Genomic DNA, 16,880 nt, shown 5'->3' on the forward strand with positions numbered 1-16,880 from the left:
CGTGCGCCACAGTAAGTTAAATGCCTTCAAGGCAAACGATGGCAGTTGGTTCATCATTGATCAAGTCTATGGCAAGCACGAATTCATTGACTAGGCCATCGGACTAAACAAAGACGGTTCAATCAAAGGGGTCGAAGTTCTCACTTACCGTGAGAGCTACGGCCACCAAATCCGCAATGTAAAGTGGCGTGCACAACTACGCGGCAAGACACATTCGTCTCCGGTGAAGATCGACAAAGATGTAAAAAACATCTCCGGAGCCACCCTATCTTGCGTACACATCGTCGACGGTGCACGCAGGATGCTTCACACTTGGCAACAAGTGCTTTCGAAAATCTAAAGGGCTTCTCATGGCATACGTTCAACGCTGCAAGCCGCTGTTAGGCACTTTCGTGGATATATATATCGAGGCTGATTATCCGGATGAAATCACCCTTGAGCTAAGTATCAGGGCATTTAATGCGGTCGAGCGAGTTCATAAACTAATGGGCTTTCACTCTCCTGAGAGTGAGGTATCTGCAATCAATCGATTAAATCCAGATGAGCCACTAAAGATTTCTAGTGAGACCCTTGAGGTGCTTCAATTGGCGCTTGAACTAAGCGACATAACAGATGGACTATTTGACATCTGTGTGGGCGCCAGCATGGTGGCTAATCGCTTCCTACCAAAACAAGATGGGAATGCATCAATAGATCTCACTGGCAACTTTAAGGACATTTCTCTCGATCACATCGAAAAGACCATCACTCTCAAGCAACGGGTTTGTATCGACTTAGGCGGCATAGCTAAGGGGTTCGCAGTTGACCAAGTTTTTAAAGAACTAGAGACAGAGAACATTTCTCAGATGATCGTTAATGCTGGTGGAGATCTTCGCATGCTACATTTTTGTGGTGAGCGTGTCGCATTAAGGCCCCATAGAGGAAGTGGATCAATCACTCTAAAAATGGTCAGCCCAGCTCTAGCCAGTTCAGCAAATACCTTCAGTGAATCTAACCGTGCCAGTTTCATAATCACTCCAGAAACAGGTCACCCACTGGAGGACTCTCGTTGTATTTCGATTCATGCTCTAACATGTATGCAAGCCGATGCTCTCACAAAGGTTTGTTTTTTAGTGAAAGAACATCAACTCCGAGACGACATACTTGAGAAATTCGAAGCGTCTCTATGCATTAACTAACTGCAGATTTTATGTTCCGAGTTCACACCAAAATGTCATGGGGCTTCAAGGCCATATTAGGCACTGCTATCCTGACTAGTTGGACCACGGGTCTAGGCTTTTATATATTGAATAACTACATGGAGGTGGAAGGTGATTTTGGCCCCGAAAAACACCCGTTTCAATTCAGCTTCCTCAAAGTGCATGGCGCATCAGCTTTCGTGATGCTGGTCATATACGGTTACCTTCTCGCCTCCCATGTTCCAATAGGACTGAAAGCCAAACGAGAGAGAATGTTAGGGTTATTACTAACATTCACACAGGCTCTCCTCATCTTCACGGCATACTATCTATATTATGGAAAAGATGAAGATCGTCGTGAGTTGATGGCATGGACGCATTTTAGCATAGGGTTCTTTTACCCGATGATTATCGTCCTCCACATTTTTGTCGGTCGTAGAAGCTCACGGCAACGGAGGATAAAAAGGAAAGAAAAAGCTAGATTAGGTTCAATCAGCTAAAATGAATTGCGGCAGGCTGAAGAACAATCTACCGCCAAGGGCTTTGCGCCGTTCCTTCCGGAGATTATTCCACTGTCACACTTTTTGCAAGGTTCCTTGGTTGGTCAATCGAGCAACCGCGTAGTCGAGCGACATGATAGGAAAATAGTTGAAGAGCCACAGTGGCAACAACTGTCGCAATATAATGCGGGCAATCAGGCACTTCTATGACCCAGTCACAAGCAGCTTTAGCCTCCTGGTCACCCTCTGTGATCACACCGAGAACAGGGGCTTTACGTGCACGACATTCCTCCACATTCCCGACCGTCTTTTCTTTACCCGGGCCACGATTCATCAATGCCACAACTGGCATATTCTCATCGAGCAAGGCTATTGGCCCATGCTTCAGTTCAGCAGCATTATATGCCTCGGCATGGATGTAAGAAATTTCCTTAATCTTTAGCGCACCTTCGAGAGCTACTGGGTACATGTAGCCACGGCCAATATAGAACATGTGTGCACATTCAACAAAGTTTTTGGCGACTTCAGCGATTGCATCATTTTTTTCTAGCACAGTCTGCACAAGAGCTGGGATACCGAGGATATTACGGCTGATTTTCACTCCATCTTCACGCGACATTCTGCGACCACGTGCAAGCTTCAAAGCCACCAGCAGGAGCACTGATACCTGACAGGTAAATGCCTTAGTCGAGGCCACACTGATCTCTGGACCAGCGTGTAAATAAATACCTCTTCCAGCTTCACGGGCGATGGTAGAGCCCACCACATTGACTAAGCCTGCCACAAGTGCACCTTTATCTATAGCCTCCCTAACAGCAGCTAGAGTATCAGCGGTCTCACCCGACTGACTGATAGCAATCACAAGGTCCTTACTGCCCACGATTGGGTTTCTATAGCGAAACTCAGCTGCTTGTTCGACCTCGCCCAGCATTGCTGCAAAGTTTTCGACAGCGTATTCTCCGACAAGTCCCGCATTGAGTGAAGTTCCACAACCAACAATCAACAACCTCTGAAAGTCGACAAGCTCGCGCGGGCTCAGCCCCAATCCAGAAAGAATTGCTGTACCACGGTCTTCGTCAATTCGTCCACGGATAGCGTTGCGAATAGCTTCAGGTTGCTCAAATATTTCTTTAAGCATGTAGTGGTCATAACCTCCTTTTTCGGCCGCGTCTTCAGACCAATCAATTGATGCTAGATCGCGTTGTACTGGGACAGCATCGAGGGTGCGCACATCAACTTTACCACCTTCAACAATAGCGATGTCATTATCGTCGAGATAGATTGCTTGGCGGGTGTGGCTGATAATTGCAGAGGCATCCGATGCCACAATCGTTTCATTCTCACCTAGCCCAATAACGATTGGTGATCCCCTGCGAGCAACCAATAATGTTCCCGGTTCATCCGCGCAAATACAAGCAATTCCGTAGGTTCCGTTGACCTCCTTGAGCGCTGCTGAAAGCGCGGCAAAAAGATCTCCATCGTAATAGGAATCCACCAAATGTGCTAGGACTTCACTGTCGGTATCTGAGAGGAAAATGTGCCCCTGAGCTTCGAGCTTCGACTTGAGTGAACGGTAATTCTCAATGATACCATTATGCACCAAAGCAATACGTCCATCACCAGCTGGATGAGGGTGAGCGTTTACTTGAGTCGGCGGTCCATGAGTAGCCCAGCGCGTGTGAGCTATCCCTAGATGAGCCTCTTGGTGAGATGGATCAGTCTGGTAGTCACCTATGGAGTCGACTAGATTCGCAACTTTGCCTTCTTGTTTGTAAATATCAATGGCTGAGCCACGATGAACTGCAATACCCGCTGAGTCGTACCCTCGGTATTCTAATTTCCTTAAGCCTTGTAAAAGGATCGGAGATGCGGCTCGCACACCTGCATATGCTACTATTCCACACATATATATTATATTATTTTAAGTTATTACTATTCTACAATGTCATTCTCAACATTCTCATTTGGACGGGTTGTGGCATAAGGGCCCAATTTTCGACCTGGGAAAATTGCTGTATGAATGCCAGTATGGACATGGTCACCAACGATAGAACCTAACTTCCGGCGGCCTGTATCCACTAGGGCTCCGTCGACGCTAGTCCGGTGATTTTTTCCATCGTGACGCAAATTCGAAGTCACAGTTGCGGCACCAAAATTCACTTTAGACCCTATCACACTGTCACCCACATAGCTGAGATGGCCGATCGAACTACCGTGACCTACAATAGAGTTTTTGACCTCTACTGCTTGCCCAATATGAACACCGTCAGCAATAGCGGTGTTTCCACGGATGTAGCAATTCGGTCCAATCTTACAGTTTTCACCTATGACAGCATTGCCTTCGATGAACACGCCCGGCAAAATGCGCGTTCCAGCTCCCACCTTAATGACTCCCTCGATGTGGGCTGCTGGACTCACTTCACCAATGCACTCGCTCTCATTCAGAGCGCCGACAATTTGCTCATTCAGTCTAAGTAGATCCCACGGGTAAAGTAAGAAAAATGAATCATTGCTCGCAGTCACAGATGGGCCCTTGCCGGTATCAAACCACGCAAGTTTTTCTCCCTCTGAGTTTATTAGCTTAGCATCTGTACCTGCGGCTAGTAGTAGCTGCCAATCATCCTGAGTGACCCAAGAATTTTGGTACATCTTCGCATTTTCTGGTGCGTCTAGTTCTTGCCACTGCAACAAAGTCCCACCAGCAACAAACTGCTCGGATGGAACATTCACATCCGCCAGTGGCCACCAGTTTCTGGTGTTTTTAGTCTCTATGATTTGCATCGATTAAGCTAGTGACTTACTTCCAATAGTCGCTTCAACGACCGCACAAATTTTGTCTGATGCCGATTTTGCAGCCAACGCGCACTTTGCTTCCACCAACACGCGAATCTTATTCTCTGTGCCGGAATAGCGCACTAAAACACGGCCATCTGCTGCGAGTTCATCTTCCACATCTGTGATTACCTGCACCAAGTCTGGGACTGATTCAATCGGTGGTTTTTCGGTAATATTGAGCGCACTAAGTTCTTGAGGGAATTCTTCCATCCCACTCCCCAACTCGGAGAGCGACTTGCCGGAATCCTGCATCATTTCCAGCACCTTGAGAGCTGACATCAATCCATCACCAGTAGTCGAGCTTTCAGCAAAAATGATGTGGCCTGAATTTTCGCCGCCGAGCGAGTAGCCATGCTGACGCATACACTCGATCACCAATCGGTCACCAACACCTGTAGACTCTACCCGGATTCCTTCTTTAGCAAGTGCTGACTGTAATCCTAAATTACTCATCACCGTGGCAACTAAGGTGTCTTTTTTAAGTTTACCCTGGGCCTTGAGCGCCTTGGCACACATATACAGAACTTTGTCACCGGAGATCTCTTCGCCATTTTCATTAACAAAAATCACACGGTCGGCATCGCCATCGAGACAAATTCCTATATGAGCTTGATGAGATTTAACCATTTCACCGGCCAACTTAGGGTTCAGTGCTCCAACTCCAGCATTGATGTTTCGTCCATCTGGCTCAATAGCCATGGAGATAACTTCAGCTCCGAGTTCCTCTAAAATTAAAGGCCCAACAAAGTACCCTGCACCATTGGCGCAATCGATCACAATCTTGAGTCCTTTGAGAGCTTTAGCTCCAATCGAAGCCTTGGCAAACTCAATGTACCGACCAGTCGCATCGCCAAACCTGACTACTTTACCTAGCTCACCATTTGGCTCACTTAAGCTTTCTTCTAGAATGATCGCCTCCACAGCTTCTTCCATCTCATCATTGAGCTTGTAACCATCTGGTCCAAAAATCTTGATACCATTGTCGCTATATGGATTGTGAGAAGCTGTCAGCATGACACCCGCATCACAGGCCATAGACTTAGTCAGATAGGCAATTGCTGGAGTAGGAACTGGCCCAGTCAACCAGACACAGGCGCCTTCTGAAACCAATCCCGCGGTGATTGCATTTTCCAGCATGCAACCAGAAATTCGAGTATCCTTACCAATCACAACCTTATGTTGACCAGCCACTTGAGCATTCAACACTCGTGCAACGGCACGACCAATACGCATTCCTACTTCAGGGGTAATTGGCCATTGATTCGCTTTACCTCGAATCCCATCAGTTCCAAAAAGTTGTTTTTTCATAGTTGAATTATGGGAATATTGCACACCATCGAAACCTCCTAATTCGATTGACGTAAAACCATTCCAGCGGAATATTAGCGCATCTTTTTAGATTTACGACACTAATCCCTAGCATTTTCCCCACCAGATCTCCGATTAGCACTCAGTTATCGAAGCGTGTGGTAGACCACAAAAAATGATACAGCTCACACATTTCTAGACTAGACATCGCTGCGAGTCTCCATTACTCACTCGTCCAAGTAGCGGGACAACGCGACTTACCTATTTTCAACTACCAGCAAGACAACATGGCTCTCATCGTTCAAAAATATGGCGGAACTTCCGTAGGCTCAATCGACCGCATTCGTAATGTTGCCAGCCGTATTAAGCGTCTTCGTGACGAAGGTAACCAAGTGGTCGCAGTGGTTTCAGCCATGAGCGGAGTGACTAACAAGCTCATAGCCATGGCTGGCGAGCTAAATGATGAACCTGCCGATCGTGAAATGGACGTACTACTCTCGACCGGCGAACAACAATCTATCGCGCTCGTAACGATGGCTCTTCACGACCTTGGAGTCGATGCTGCGTCAGTCACTGGCCGTCAAGCTGGCATCAGAACTACCGGTTCACACACGCGAGGGAAGATCGACGCTATTGACCCAGCAATGATGCAAGAGTTCCTCGAAGAAGGAAAAGTTGTTATCTGTGCTGGCTTCCAGGGGCTACGTGAAGATGGTATGATCCACACACTAGGACGTGGTGGCTCAGATCTCACAGCGATTGCTGTGGCAGCGGCACTCCAAGCCGACGTGTGTCAGATCCTTACCGATGTAGATGGAGTGTACACCTGTGACCCACGCGTCGTGAAAGACGCACGTAAAATGCCTGAGGTATCCTACGATGAGATGTTAGAGATGGCGTCTTCTGGCACGAAAGTGATGCAGTCCCGCTCAGTAGAATTTGCAAAAAAATATGGCGTGATCTTCGAGGTCCGCTCATCCTTGAACGATAATCCAGGAACCATAGTAACCGAAGAACACGACAACATGGAATCAGTAGTCATCCGAGGAGTCTCAATAGAGCGCTCCCAAGCACGCCTCACTATCATTGGCATCCCTGATGAGCCAGGAATGTCAGCATCTATTCTATCCTGCCTAGCTAGGGCGGAGATAAATATCGACATGATCATCTCTAACATCGCACACGATGGTCTCGCTCGCCATTCAGTGACTATGCACAGCCATGACCTTGGCAAAGCACAAGCGGCTCTCAAGCCAATCATTGCAAAGCTTGGTGACACCTCAAGAATCGAGACCGAAGCTGGCATAGCTAAACTTTCCTGCGTCGGTATCGGCATGCGCTCGCACTCGGGTGTGGCAGCTAAAATGTTTGAAGCCCTCGGGGCATCTGGTATTAACATTGGTATGATTACAACTTCAGAGATCAAAATCGCTGTTACTGTAGACGAAACCGACATCGAAGATGCGGCGCGTATTGTTCACGCAGCTTTCGAACTCGACAAAGAGCCAACTAAATAAACTAGTTTCTACTGGCCTGTTTAAAAGCTCCACCACCAGCCGGTTGTGGAGTTTTTCTACGTTTAGATCTTATAGGGATTCATTCAAATAGCGGAAAAAGTCTATCGTTTACTCGCTACCCAGCACACTCTCTGCGCAGCAGCCCAAGCCATCATGAAAATAAAATACCTCATTCTCGGATTCGTCTCACTTTTACCACTCACAACACTCACTTCTTGCGTAGAAGCTGTAGCGCTTGCAGCAATTGCTGTTGATCTAACTGAAGGTGAAGACGAGGAAATCCCGGAACGTATCATGCATGAAGGAGCGTATGGAAATTACCCAGTAGCTCGCCGTGCGAATGGATCATCTACGCATGTTCACAACCCATTCAATAACAAACCTGTGAACGTCTTTGGTAAACCGTCTGGTGTACTACTAGGATCTGGTAGCAAGAAATTCTACATTCCACATTTTTCTCAGTACCCGACTGCTACAAAAGTTAAAGGCAAGCCTGGCTACTACGTCAACCCATACGACAAACGAGAAGTAAGAATGACTAGATCTAAGCCGGGAGCTCTCGTAGCCTCCCCCACAGCCGGCACGTTTTTTTACCTACCCAAATAAAGAACTCTCGCCCTCTCTAGCCGCCCACAGCGAACGGCTTTTTTTTTGCTAAGAGATGGTGTTTTCATGAAACTACTATAGTACCCATGACAGCTCAATAGGTTTTGCAGTATGGGGTCTAGATACCCCACACTATTCTAGCATCTTATGAGTTTACCGCCTAAATGTCGCGTAAGAAAAGGCGCGACTGGCCAAGGAAGGCGGTCCACCGGAATACTAAGACGTAGTCGTGCTCCACCTCCGGCACTTTCAAAAAAAAGAGTGCTGATGGTTCATCAGACAAGAGCCATAGCTGCGGTTTCACTGGAATAGCCTTATTAGACTTCCTAGGCAATGGAAAGACTCCTTTGTCGCTGGAATTTGATCAACCCGTTGAGAATGCCACTCTCTACCTTGTCGGGCTTAGCATGAAAAATTTTGTCCAATTAGCTCTCAAAGTCTTTAAACACATAGGACTTGCGATAACAGGCCTCAAAGGATCATTCGGAGGCCCATGAGCTACTTAGTGGTAAGCAAAAACCGTGATGGCACAATCGGCTACCGCGGTAAAAAAAGCAATCTGGCTCTGGACCAACAATGACTGATGGTGGACTTCTCTGCCTGCAACAAGGTGGATACGGTAGTCATTCTAACGGGCTGCATGCTGTATAATGGCTCAGTAAGAATGTTAAGTACTACTAACCATCTGCTGGCTCCCGCTACGCTCACGACTATAACGACCAGGCTATCATCAACCACAGTTACACAATCTGATAGAACAGGCAGCATGTTCATGGATGAAAACACCACAGTGGGCACACTATAAAGGTTCATGGACGGGCGCGGTCAGAGTAAAAGGCGCCCGTAATTTCCAAGGCGGCAGTACTGAAGCTCTACTGTACCGCACGTGCTTGACCTCTCTCATGCGAGAAGTCTACTAACACTTCTTAGCTGGCTCACCCTAGTAACGTTAGACTAATAGCCTATTCACAATGACTCGCTTACAAAGTTAGTCATTTGCTGTTTATACTTCTTCAGCCAATTCGCAAATATTGTCTTAGAGCTTTATGCTTTGCTTCTTACCCAACAACACCCTTTCACCACGCGGGGCGAGAGTAATAGTCGAGCGATGAATACTAATAAGTAGTCCGACAGTCGCCATCGTAAATATCAAGTTGGTTCCACCATAACTCACAAAAGGAAGAGGCAGTCCGGTGTTAGGTAGGACTGCTGTGGTTACACCTATATTCATGATTGCTGGTACTATAATCGAGCACGTTAGTCCCGCAGCGAGAAGGCGCCCAAAAAGGTCGGTGCAGCGTGCTGAAATTGCAATACCGTAGGCTGCAATCAAAGCAAAGCAAAAGACCGTGCCTAGTGCGAACCACAGGCCGAGTTCTTCTCCGACCATTGGAAAAATAAAATCCGTGTGAGCAAAGGGTAAGTAGCCATGCTTCTCAGCGCCATTACCAAGGCCAAGTCCCTCAACTCCACCATTACCGAAAGCTAAAAGCCCTCGGTACTGCTGGAAGAAAAATCCACGTTGGGCTTCAGGGTCATCTGGATTTAAAAATGCCATAATACGAGCCATCCTGTTAGGGTTGTTGTAGACAAACGCTGAGAGGACAGCAAGACCAGTAAGGCTAGACCCTAGCAATAGATACCCTCGCGTTCCCGCAATATACATCAGAGCAATCCCCGCTGCAGCTAGCCCGGCCGAGGTCCCCATGTCTTTTTCAAAGAAAATCAAGCCAATGAGCACGCCTAGTATCGCCATTGGGTAAAGATACCCTTTACTAAAGGTCTTAACCTCAGCCTGATGGTGGGCAAACCATGCTGCAAGCCCAATCATCAAAGCTATCTTAGCTGGCTCGGATGGCTGAAAGGTAAACCGAGCGAGCTGAATCCAACGGGTTTCACCATTCACTTCTTTGCCAACTCCCGGGACGTAGCAAAGAATCAATAAGAAGATAGCTAAGCCATAGATCGGCCACGCAAATTTTCGTAATTTCTTATAATCACTGTAAGCCAACACACCTGAAATAATAAGCCCCCCGCCCAGACTCCAAGCTTGCTTGATTAATAAAGAATATTCCTTTCCCTCAGCGATCCAGACACTCGTCGATGCCAGCATCACCAAACCTAACACCATGAGTAGGCAAGTGGCGATACATACCATGATGGCATTACGACTATCTGCAGATCTTTCGAGGGCTGTGATCATTGTGCTATTGAGCGGGAATCTTAAGTATAGCTCCAGAGCGCAACTGACGCGCATCACTCATACCATTGAGTTGCATCAGAGCATCTTGACTCACTTTAAATTTATTCGATATGCGCCAGACTGAATCACCAGATTGAACCTGATAGGTTTGAGCCCCAACCACTGGCTGATCCGCTGCTACGTTAGGTGTGACGATCACAGCTCTCGGAGCTTCACGCACTGCTGCAGTTGGCTGCACATTCACCACATTGTTTGTGGCTGGAAGTGGTGGACGATCAGAAACAGGAAGAGCCGCAACCACTGACGGTGACGCCCCCTTGATCACCTCAGCTGGCAAACTTAGTGTTTTTCCTGCATGAATAGAGGCATTATTATTTACCTTCCTAAGCTCTTGGACGTCCACTTGGTGACGCGCTGCAAATGCTTCGTAGGTATCACCTGCTAGCACGAATTCAGTTCTGAGGCCGGCATTGACATTACTGAGGTCAACATTTGAGGCTGCAGCTTGAGTGCTAGTGGATGCTGGCATGATGTCGTCAAATTGTCCCTTGTTCCACTTGATTCCAATATAAATCACTCCAATAGCCACGAAGTGAAGTACAAGAATGATGGTGAGTGCACGGCCGATACTGGCATTCGGCACATCAGAATCGAGCATATCTGAGTTAGCTGTAGCACTGACACGTTGCTTTCGACGAGAGCTAGCAGTCACTTTGGCGTGGAGTTTGCGGAAACCTTTCTTGGTCTGCCGCTTAGTTTGGAGTTTTTTGTCTTTCATGGTCTTTTTATAGATGGGTTTTGTGGAGATCGAAATCATTTGAGTTTGTTGACGAGCTTACGGAAATGCTCTCCCCTAGCTTCATATCCGGCGAATTGATCAAAGGAGGATGTTCCGGGCGAAAGTAACACAACATCCCCTACATGGGCGCGCTTCTGCGCTAGAGTGACCGCTTCGTCTAAACCGGCAACTACCTCAGTTGAAACTACTTTTGAGAACAAGGATCCTAGCGTTTGGGCTATTTCACCGAACACAATTGCTGAATGCACTTTCTCTTCTAGACGAGCTAACAGCTCTTCGTATTCAAGGCCTTTTTCTTTTCCTCCAGCGAGAAGCACAACTGGCCGAGATTGTGAGCGTAATGCGCTGTCAAGCGCGTGGAGGTTTGTCGCTTTAGAGTCGTTGAGGTATTCCACGCCATCGAGCGTGCGAATAAGTTCACAGCGATGCATCGGTGGAGCGAAACCACGCAGAGCCTCGGCTGCGACTTCGTAAGACACACCAAGAGCATAACAAGCAGCCACGGCACTCATCACGTTTTCAGCATTATGCAGGCCACGCATGCGCGTCACTGAAAGATCAATAACTGGCTGGCCTGAAAAATAGATCTGATTCTCTACGAGATAGAAATCAGAAGCTTCTCCCTCAGAGCTAAAGTTAAAACTAGTCGCTGAGAGAGGCCCCAGATCTTCACCCAATCTGATGACAGCCGTGTCGTTAGAGCTCTGATTGATGAAGATATTTTTCTTTGCTTCAAAGTAATCCCCGATCGCCGTGTAGCGATCCATATGGTCAGCAGAGAAATTCAGCCAGATTGCCACATCTGCATGGAAATCTTTCACAGTCTCTAACTGAAAGGAGCTAAGCTCAAGTGCAACCGAGTCAGGAACCTCATTCATCAGCAAAACCTCGGAAAATGGAACACCATAATTTCCACAAGAGACACAGCTCATTCCGCTGTGCTCTAATATACGCTGCACCAACTCAGTGGTCGTCGTTTTACCATTGGTTCCAGTGATACCTACCACCTTCCCGTCGTAAAACCGTGCAGCTAACTCAGTCTCGCCAATCAGCTCACCAGCATTTTTAGCAAAGGACTCCACGAACGAACCTCTTGTTTCAATTCCAGGTGAAATAACTAACACATCACAGCTAGTTTCCAACCCTTGAGCATCAGTTGCCCCAGCAATACCTATAGCAGCTTCAGGCCAGCCATCAAAATGGGCACTGGGGTTGGTATCAAAAACACGGACCTCAGCACCTTTCGATAGAGCTAGCGTCGCCGCAGCTCGACCACTACGGCCGGCTCCTAGAACAACAACTTTTTTTCCTGTAAGGATCATATGATTTTAAGAGTCGCTAGGCCGACCATGGCACAAAGAATGGAGATAATCCAAAAACGGATAATGACTTGGCTTTCGTGCCAACCACGGAGCTCGAAATGGTGGTGGATAGGCGCCATCGCGAAAACGCGCTTTTTACGCAACTTGAAGCTGCCTACTTGTATAATCACGGAGAGAGCCTCCATCACAAACACCCAACCGATAACAACTAACAAAAGCTCCTGTTTTGTACAGATCGCGGCAGTACCGATTGCGCCTCCAATGGCCAGCGAACCAGTGTCACCCATGAAGACTTTTGCTGGGTGGCTGTTAAACCAGAGGAAACCAAACGATGCTCCAACTAATGCCATCATCACGACGGCTAGCTCACCTAACATCGGATTGTACGCCATGTGTAGATAGTCAAACCCTAGCACTAGATGCCCACCGAGATAAGCAACCACAGCATAGGCTAGGCCAGTAGTGATCGTGCAACCTGCGGCTAAACCATCGAGACCATCTGTGAGGTTCACCGCATTAGAGGCTCCAATGATGATGATCGCAAAAAATGGAATAGCTAGATACCAAAGGTCAAATAGTGGCGCCTTCATCACAGGTGCGGTGAGTTCGCTTGAACTCATTGCCTGAGCCTTGCCATCCACTTGCACCCAATAACCAGAGGCATCCTTTGGTGGAAAGCGATCTTCATTGGTGACAGATCGCACTAAACCTTGCGCCTCAACATTGTCGATCGCAGCACGGTTTGGTTCTTTTACTGGGAGAGTACCAGCGACCTCAGGCTTAAAGAAAAGGAAACAACCAGCAACCAGTGCTATGCCGAACTGCCAGCCCAGCTTAGTGCGAGCGCTCACCCCGTCAGAGTTTTTTAGTTTCACCTTTGTGTAGTCATCAATAAACCCAAGTAGACCGAGACCTAGCATCACAAACATCGTAACAGCCACAAACGGGTTTAAAGCGCGTCCGCAAAGTAAGACTGCGACTAACACCGATCCGAGAATCATCACCCCACCCATCGTTGGCGTTCCAGCCTTCGCACCGTGGAGTTCGTGGAGCTTGTGCACTTCCTCAGCCGAGCGGATTGGCTGGCCAACTTTAAGAGAAATAAGCTTACGTATGACCCGGGGGCCAAAGGCCAATGAGAGGCCAAAAGTCAACATGCAGGCAAGAGCTGCACGCACCGTCAGGTATTGTAGAATATTCAGAAAACTGAATCTCTCTGCCCACTCAGCACCATCTTGGAGTGCTGCATACCACCATTCATAAATTGCGTATAACATTATTAGTCCGTTGGAAAAGCTTTGTGCATGACCCGCTCCATAGCAGCTGCCCGGCTACCTTTAAATAAGACTGCGTCGCCACTAACACAGGTCGACTGCAACCAATCGGCAGCAGCATCTACAGTTGTAAAATGAACAGCAGACGCTCCGGATTGGGTCGCGGCTACTGAGATGGCTTTAGCTTCATCACCTAGGGTCATTACCCCCAAACCACGCTCAGCTGCGAGTGATCCTATCTCACGGCTCGCTTGCTCTGCGTGTTTACCCAATTCAGCCATTTTACCTAACACCACATAGCGTTGAGCCGCGGTGTCGACCTTTAGCTCTGCTAGAGTTTCGATCGCAGCCATCATGGATTCAGGGTTGGCATTGTACGTGTCGTCAAAGACTGTCACACCTGCACACTGAAAAGCACGTAAGCGGCCGCTCGTGAGGGTGGCTCGATTTAGCCCAGCTGCAATTTCAGTAATCGGCATACCCAAAGTATGGCCGGTACCAGCAGCTAACAGAGCATTGGCAACCATATGACGGCCGACCACTTTTAATTGCACTTTCTGAGGTTCTTGACCATCTATCACGAGTAGGAACTCAGAGCCGTTTTTGTCCATTCGCAATTCTTCTGCGCGGACGACGCCTCTGCCATTTCCCACAATCATTCTGCGGGCTCTGGTATGGTCTTGGAAGTAATCGGCATAGTCACACGCCGCGGAAACTAGCAGCACTCCATCGTCTGGTAATGAGCGGGCCAGCGCACCTTTCTCTTCGGCAATCGCCTGTCTGCTTCCTAAAAACTCAATATGCGCAGTGCCCACATTCGTGATAATCCCTATTCTAGGTTTAGCGATCTGGCACAGTGGTGCGATTTCACCAGAATGGTTCATTCCCATCTCCAGCACGCACACGTCATCATCTTCCTCAATAGAAAGCACCGTGAGAGGCAAGCCGATGTGGTTATTTAAATTCCCTAATGTTGCGTGCACTTTGAAGCGCTCACCTACAACTGCCTTGGTAAAATCTTTCGTCGACGTCTTACCGTTAGAACCAGTGATCCCGATGACTTCGACATCAAGTTCGCGTATATACCATGCGGCAAATGCCTGTAGAGCATTCAGCGTGTCTTTCACCACAATGACTGCAGTGTCTCCAAAGTGAACACCATCTGGAACACGCTCAACAACAATAGCCGAGGCTCCAGCAGTTACTGCTTTCTCTAAAAAATCGTGTGCGTCAAAGTTCTCTCCGCTTAGAGCAAAAAATGCTGACCCGATCCCTATCGTTCGTGTATCTGTGGACACTGAGGTCACGACACCAGCAGACTCCCCAGAGTGGAGTCTACCGTGCACAGAATTTACGAGTTGCTGAATCAGGGTCGTTTTCATTTTTTATCTCTTGCCGTTGTTTGAATCGTTTCTTTTGTCGTCAAAAGGTCGTCTCTCACCGTGGTTCCCGCCACGGTCATCACGACGGTCTCCACCTCTGAAATCTCGGCGTTCACCACTGCGACTGTCGCGACGATCACCAGCACGTTTGTCAGCTTGCTCACCTACACGACGCTCGCCGTATTTAGCTGGGCGCTCGTATTCAGGTTTTCCACCGTCATTACGGTCGCGCTTACCGTCAGAAAACTTATCGCGTTTGAAGTCACCTTTATCTTTGCGGTCGAAATTGTCGTAGCTTCGTTCGCGTTCAGGCTTTTCTTCTGGCACTTCGACAATCTTATCCTTAAGCGCCCAGCGTGAAATTTTACGGTCATCGAAGAGAAGCTTTTCGCCAGCCACTTCTTGATATGTTTCATGTCCTTTGCCGGCAATGAGAACGATGTCACCAGTTGCGGCAACATTGACTGCTGTGCGGATCGCTTCCTCACGGTCAGGTACCGGACGGTACGCTTTGCTCTTCATTCCAGCTTCAATCTCTTTAATGATCGCGTCTGGATTTTCGGAGCGTGGATTATCTGAAGTGATCAGGCAAAGATCGCTCAACTTACTCGCCACCTCGCCCATCAATGGGCGTTTAATTGGGTCTCTATCGCCACCGCAGCCAAATACTGTGATTAGCTTGTTCGGCCCCAAGTCTTTGAGAGTTTTGCATACATTCTCCAAAGCGTCTGGAGTGTGAGCGTAGTCGACGAATAATGTGACTCCTTCACGAGTACCGACCAGCTCCATGCGGCCTGGCACCTGTGGGGCTTCGGCTAGAGCTTTGACGGCATCACGCGGTTTGATTCCCGCTGCTGCTGCACCGGCGATAGCTGCTAATGTGTTATAAACATTGAAACGACCAATGAATGGTGTGCGGACAAGGTAGGATTTCCCACGGTTGTCTAATTGAAATTCTGTACCACGAACTTGTTGCCTAATCTTAGTGACCTTAAAATCACAATGCGCACCCATTCCATAGGTGATCACATTGACATCGTCTCCGAGTTCCTTGACGAGCTTCTCGCCATAGAGGTCATCGCTGTTGATCACGGCGACAGGCTTCTTTTTGCCTTCTTGCTGCGCTAATCCCTCGAACAATGCTTTTTTGACATCGAAGTAAGCAGCCATCGAACCGTGGTAGTCGAGGTGATCTTGTGAAAAATTGGTAAAGACTGCGGCATCAAACTGCACTGCAGCGACACGCTTTTGCTCAATACCGTGTGAGCTCACTTCCATAGCGACACCACGACAGCCATTGGCAACCATTGCGCCGAGTTGTCCCTGAAGAATATCTGCTGAAGGAGTGGTGTGTGTGGCCTCTGAACGCTCAACTCCATCATCCACGGTGATAGTTCCTAGCAAACCAGCACGTGTCCATGACTGCTTCATGATATGCTGAAGCAAGAAAGTTGTTGTTGTCTTACCATTCGTGCCGGTGACTCCGACAGTTCTGAGCTTTGCAGATGGGCTGTCCGCGATAGCGCTAGCAATGATTCCAAGCGCGGAGCGTGTGTCACAGCTGTGGATCCAAACGACTTTTTCGTCAAAATCTGCATCAGGTGCAGACTCAGCGACAATGGCTATAGCTCCTTTTTTTAGAGCTGAACCGATAAATTTGTGGCCGTCGGATTCTTCACCACGGATGGCGACAAATACCGTACCAGGTTTTACCTTGCGGCTATCGGCGGTCACGCCATTGGCGACGTGATCGAGGTTCCCTGAGGCTACAGCCTTCGGAAGATGGGAAAGTAATTGACGTAAAATCATTTGTTTTTGGTAAGTTGTCCGGAGATTTCTTCCGTAGGAGTCAGGTGCATGTGCGCTGCAGTGCGCTCAGCAATCCGCTTCCAAATCGGTGCAGCTATGGAGCCGCCCCCGTGCTTTACTTTGGTTGTCTGTGGATCGTCAACAACA

The 16,880-nt window shown here is 48.1% G+C and carries 15 protein-coding genes; 5 read left to right on the plus strand and 10 right to left on the minus strand.

Annotated elements, in window-relative coordinates:
- Positions 1-97 precede the first annotated feature (97 nt).
- Genes ABGY95_RS02710 through ABGY95_RS02720 form a run of 3 tightly spaced genes read left to right on the plus strand, consistent with a single transcriptional unit; the run spans position 98 to position 1,678 of the window.
- Positions 98-340, plus strand: a complete 243-nt coding sequence (locus ABGY95_RS02710; RefSeq protein ID WP_347440166.1) for an FMN-binding protein — start codon at positions 98-100, stop codon at positions 338-340.
- 10 nt (positions 341-350) lie between these two features.
- Positions 351-1,178, plus strand: coding sequence for an FAD:protein FMN transferase (locus tag ABGY95_RS02715; protein WP_347440151.1), 828 nt, complete (start codon positions 351-353; stop codon positions 1,176-1,178).
- A gap of 11 nt (positions 1,179-1,189) precedes the next feature.
- Positions 1,190-1,678, plus strand: coding sequence for a hypothetical protein (locus ABGY95_RS02720; protein WP_347440152.1), 489 nt, complete (start codon positions 1,190-1,192; stop codon positions 1,676-1,678).
- Positions 1,679-1,742: 64 nt separating this feature from the next.
- Here the strand turns inward: ABGY95_RS02720 and glmS are convergent, their stop codons facing one another.
- Genes glmS through glmM form a run of 3 tightly spaced genes read right to left on the minus strand, consistent with a single transcriptional unit; the run spans position 1,743 to position 5,821 of the window.
- Entirely contained in the window at positions 1,743-3,584 is a 1,842-nt protein-coding gene (gene glmS / locus ABGY95_RS02725; RefSeq protein WP_347440153.1) for a glutamine--fructose-6-phosphate transaminase (isomerizing), read from the minus strand.
- Between the two features lie 26 nt (positions 3,585-3,610).
- On the minus strand, positions 3,611-4,459 hold the full coding sequence (locus ABGY95_RS02730) for a hypothetical protein (protein ID WP_347440154.1): 849 nt from the start codon (positions 4,457-4,459) through the stop codon (positions 3,611-3,613).
- 3 nt (positions 4,460-4,462) lie between these two features.
- On the minus strand, positions 4,463-5,821 hold the full coding sequence (gene glmM / locus ABGY95_RS02735) for a phosphoglucosamine mutase (RefSeq protein ID WP_347440155.1): 1,359 nt from the start codon (positions 5,819-5,821) through the stop codon (positions 4,463-4,465).
- A 287-nt stretch (positions 5,822-6,108) separates the two neighbouring features.
- On the opposite strand from glmM, the gene ABGY95_RS02740 reads away from it, so the two are divergent.
- Entirely contained in the window at positions 6,109-7,338 is a 1,230-nt protein-coding gene (locus ABGY95_RS02740) for an aspartate kinase (protein WP_347440156.1), read from the plus strand.
- A 153-nt stretch (positions 7,339-7,491) separates the two neighbouring features.
- Positions 7,492-7,944, plus strand: coding sequence for a hypothetical protein (locus ABGY95_RS02745; protein WP_347440157.1), 453 nt, complete (start codon positions 7,492-7,494; stop codon positions 7,942-7,944).
- Positions 7,945-8,104: 160 nt separating this feature from the next.
- On the opposite strand, the gene ABGY95_RS02750 is transcribed toward ABGY95_RS02745, so the two are convergent.
- The 7 genes from ABGY95_RS02750 to ABGY95_RS02780 all read right to left on the minus strand — a co-directional run bounded on the left by ABGY95_RS02750 (position 8,105) and on the right by ABGY95_RS02780 (position 16,733).
- Entirely contained in the window at positions 8,105-8,248 is a 144-nt protein-coding gene (locus ABGY95_RS02750; protein WP_347440158.1) for a hypothetical protein, read from the minus strand.
- A gap of 732 nt (positions 8,249-8,980) precedes the next feature.
- Positions 8,981-10,147 (minus strand): putative peptidoglycan glycosyltransferase FtsW, encoded by a 1,167-nt coding sequence (locus ABGY95_RS02755; protein ID WP_347440159.1) that lies wholly within the window; start codon positions 10,145-10,147, stop codon positions 8,981-8,983.
- A gap of 4 nt (positions 10,148-10,151) precedes the next feature.
- Positions 10,152-10,925, minus strand: coding sequence for a LysM peptidoglycan-binding domain-containing protein (locus ABGY95_RS02760; RefSeq protein ID WP_347440160.1), 774 nt, complete (start codon positions 10,923-10,925; stop codon positions 10,152-10,154).
- 35 nt (positions 10,926-10,960) lie between these two features.
- Positions 10,961-12,268: a UDP-N-acetylmuramoyl-L-alanine--D-glutamate ligase gene (gene murD / locus ABGY95_RS02765; RefSeq protein ID WP_347440161.1), complete on the minus strand. Its 1,308-nt coding sequence runs from the start codon at positions 12,266-12,268 to the stop codon at positions 10,961-10,963.
- Positions 12,265-13,545, minus strand: a complete 1,281-nt coding sequence (gene mraY, locus ABGY95_RS02770; RefSeq protein ID WP_347440162.1) for a phospho-N-acetylmuramoyl-pentapeptide-transferase — start codon at positions 13,543-13,545, stop codon at positions 12,265-12,267. The genes murD and mraY overlap by 4 nt, the downstream gene beginning before the upstream one ends.
- 2 nt (positions 13,546-13,547) lie before the next feature.
- Entirely contained in the window at positions 13,548-14,924 is a 1,377-nt protein-coding gene (murF, locus tag ABGY95_RS02775) for a UDP-N-acetylmuramoyl-tripeptide--D-alanyl-D-alanine ligase (protein WP_347440164.1), read from the minus strand.
- Positions 14,925-14,927: 3 nt separating this feature from the next.
- Positions 14,928-16,733, minus strand: coding sequence for a UDP-N-acetylmuramoyl-L-alanyl-D-glutamate--2,6-diaminopimelate ligase (locus ABGY95_RS02780; protein WP_347440165.1), 1,806 nt, complete (start codon positions 16,731-16,733; stop codon positions 14,928-14,930).
- Positions 16,734-16,880 lie beyond the last annotated feature (147 nt).

The sequence above is a fragment of the Rubritalea sp. genome, assembly GCF_039830215.1.
In the GTDB taxonomy this organism is placed as follows: Bacteria; Verrucomicrobiota; Verrucomicrobiia; order Verrucomicrobiales; family Akkermansiaceae; genus Rubritalea.

Coding starts and splice junctions, on each gene's coding strand:
- ABGY95_RS02715 (WP_347440151.1), top strand. CDS start 351: ATGGCATACGTTCAACGCTGCAAGCCGCTGTTAGGCACTTTCGTGGAT.
- ABGY95_RS02720 (WP_347440152.1), top strand. CDS start 1,190: ATGTTCCGAGTTCACACCAAAATGTCATGGGGCTTCAAGGCCATATTA.
- glmS (WP_347440153.1), bottom strand. CDS start 3,584: ATGTGTGGAATAGTAGCATATGCAGGTGTGCGAGCCGCATCTCCGATC.
- ABGY95_RS02730 (WP_347440154.1), bottom strand. CDS start 4,459: ATGCAAATCATAGAGACTAAAAACACCAGAAACTGGTGGCCACTGGCG.
- glmM (WP_347440155.1), bottom strand. CDS start 5,821: ATGAAAAAACAACTTTTTGGAACTGATGGGATTCGAGGTAAAGCGAAT.
- ABGY95_RS02740 (WP_347440156.1), top strand. CDS start 6,109: ATGGCTCTCATCGTTCAAAAATATGGCGGAACTTCCGTAGGCTCAATC.
- ABGY95_RS02745 (WP_347440157.1), top strand. CDS start 7,492: ATGAAAATAAAATACCTCATTCTCGGATTCGTCTCACTTTTACCACTC.
- ABGY95_RS02755 (WP_347440159.1), bottom strand. CDS start 10,147: ATGATCACAGCCCTCGAAAGATCTGCAGATAGTCGTAATGCCATCATG.
- ABGY95_RS02760 (WP_347440160.1), bottom strand. CDS start 10,925: ATGAAAGACAAAAAACTCCAAACTAAGCGGCAGACCAAGAAAGGTTTC.
- murD (WP_347440161.1), bottom strand. CDS start 12,268: ATGATCCTTACAGGAAAAAAAGTTGTTGTTCTAGGAGCCGGCCGTAGT.
- mraY (WP_347440162.1), bottom strand. CDS start 13,545: ATGTTATACGCAATTTATGAATGGTGGTATGCAGCACTCCAAGATGGT.
- murF (WP_347440164.1), bottom strand. CDS start 14,924: ATGAAAACGACCCTGATTCAGCAACTCGTAAATTCTGTGCACGGTAGA.
- ABGY95_RS02780 (WP_347440165.1), bottom strand. CDS start 16,733: ATGATTTTACGTCAATTACTTTCCCATCTTCCGAAGGCTGTAGCCTCA.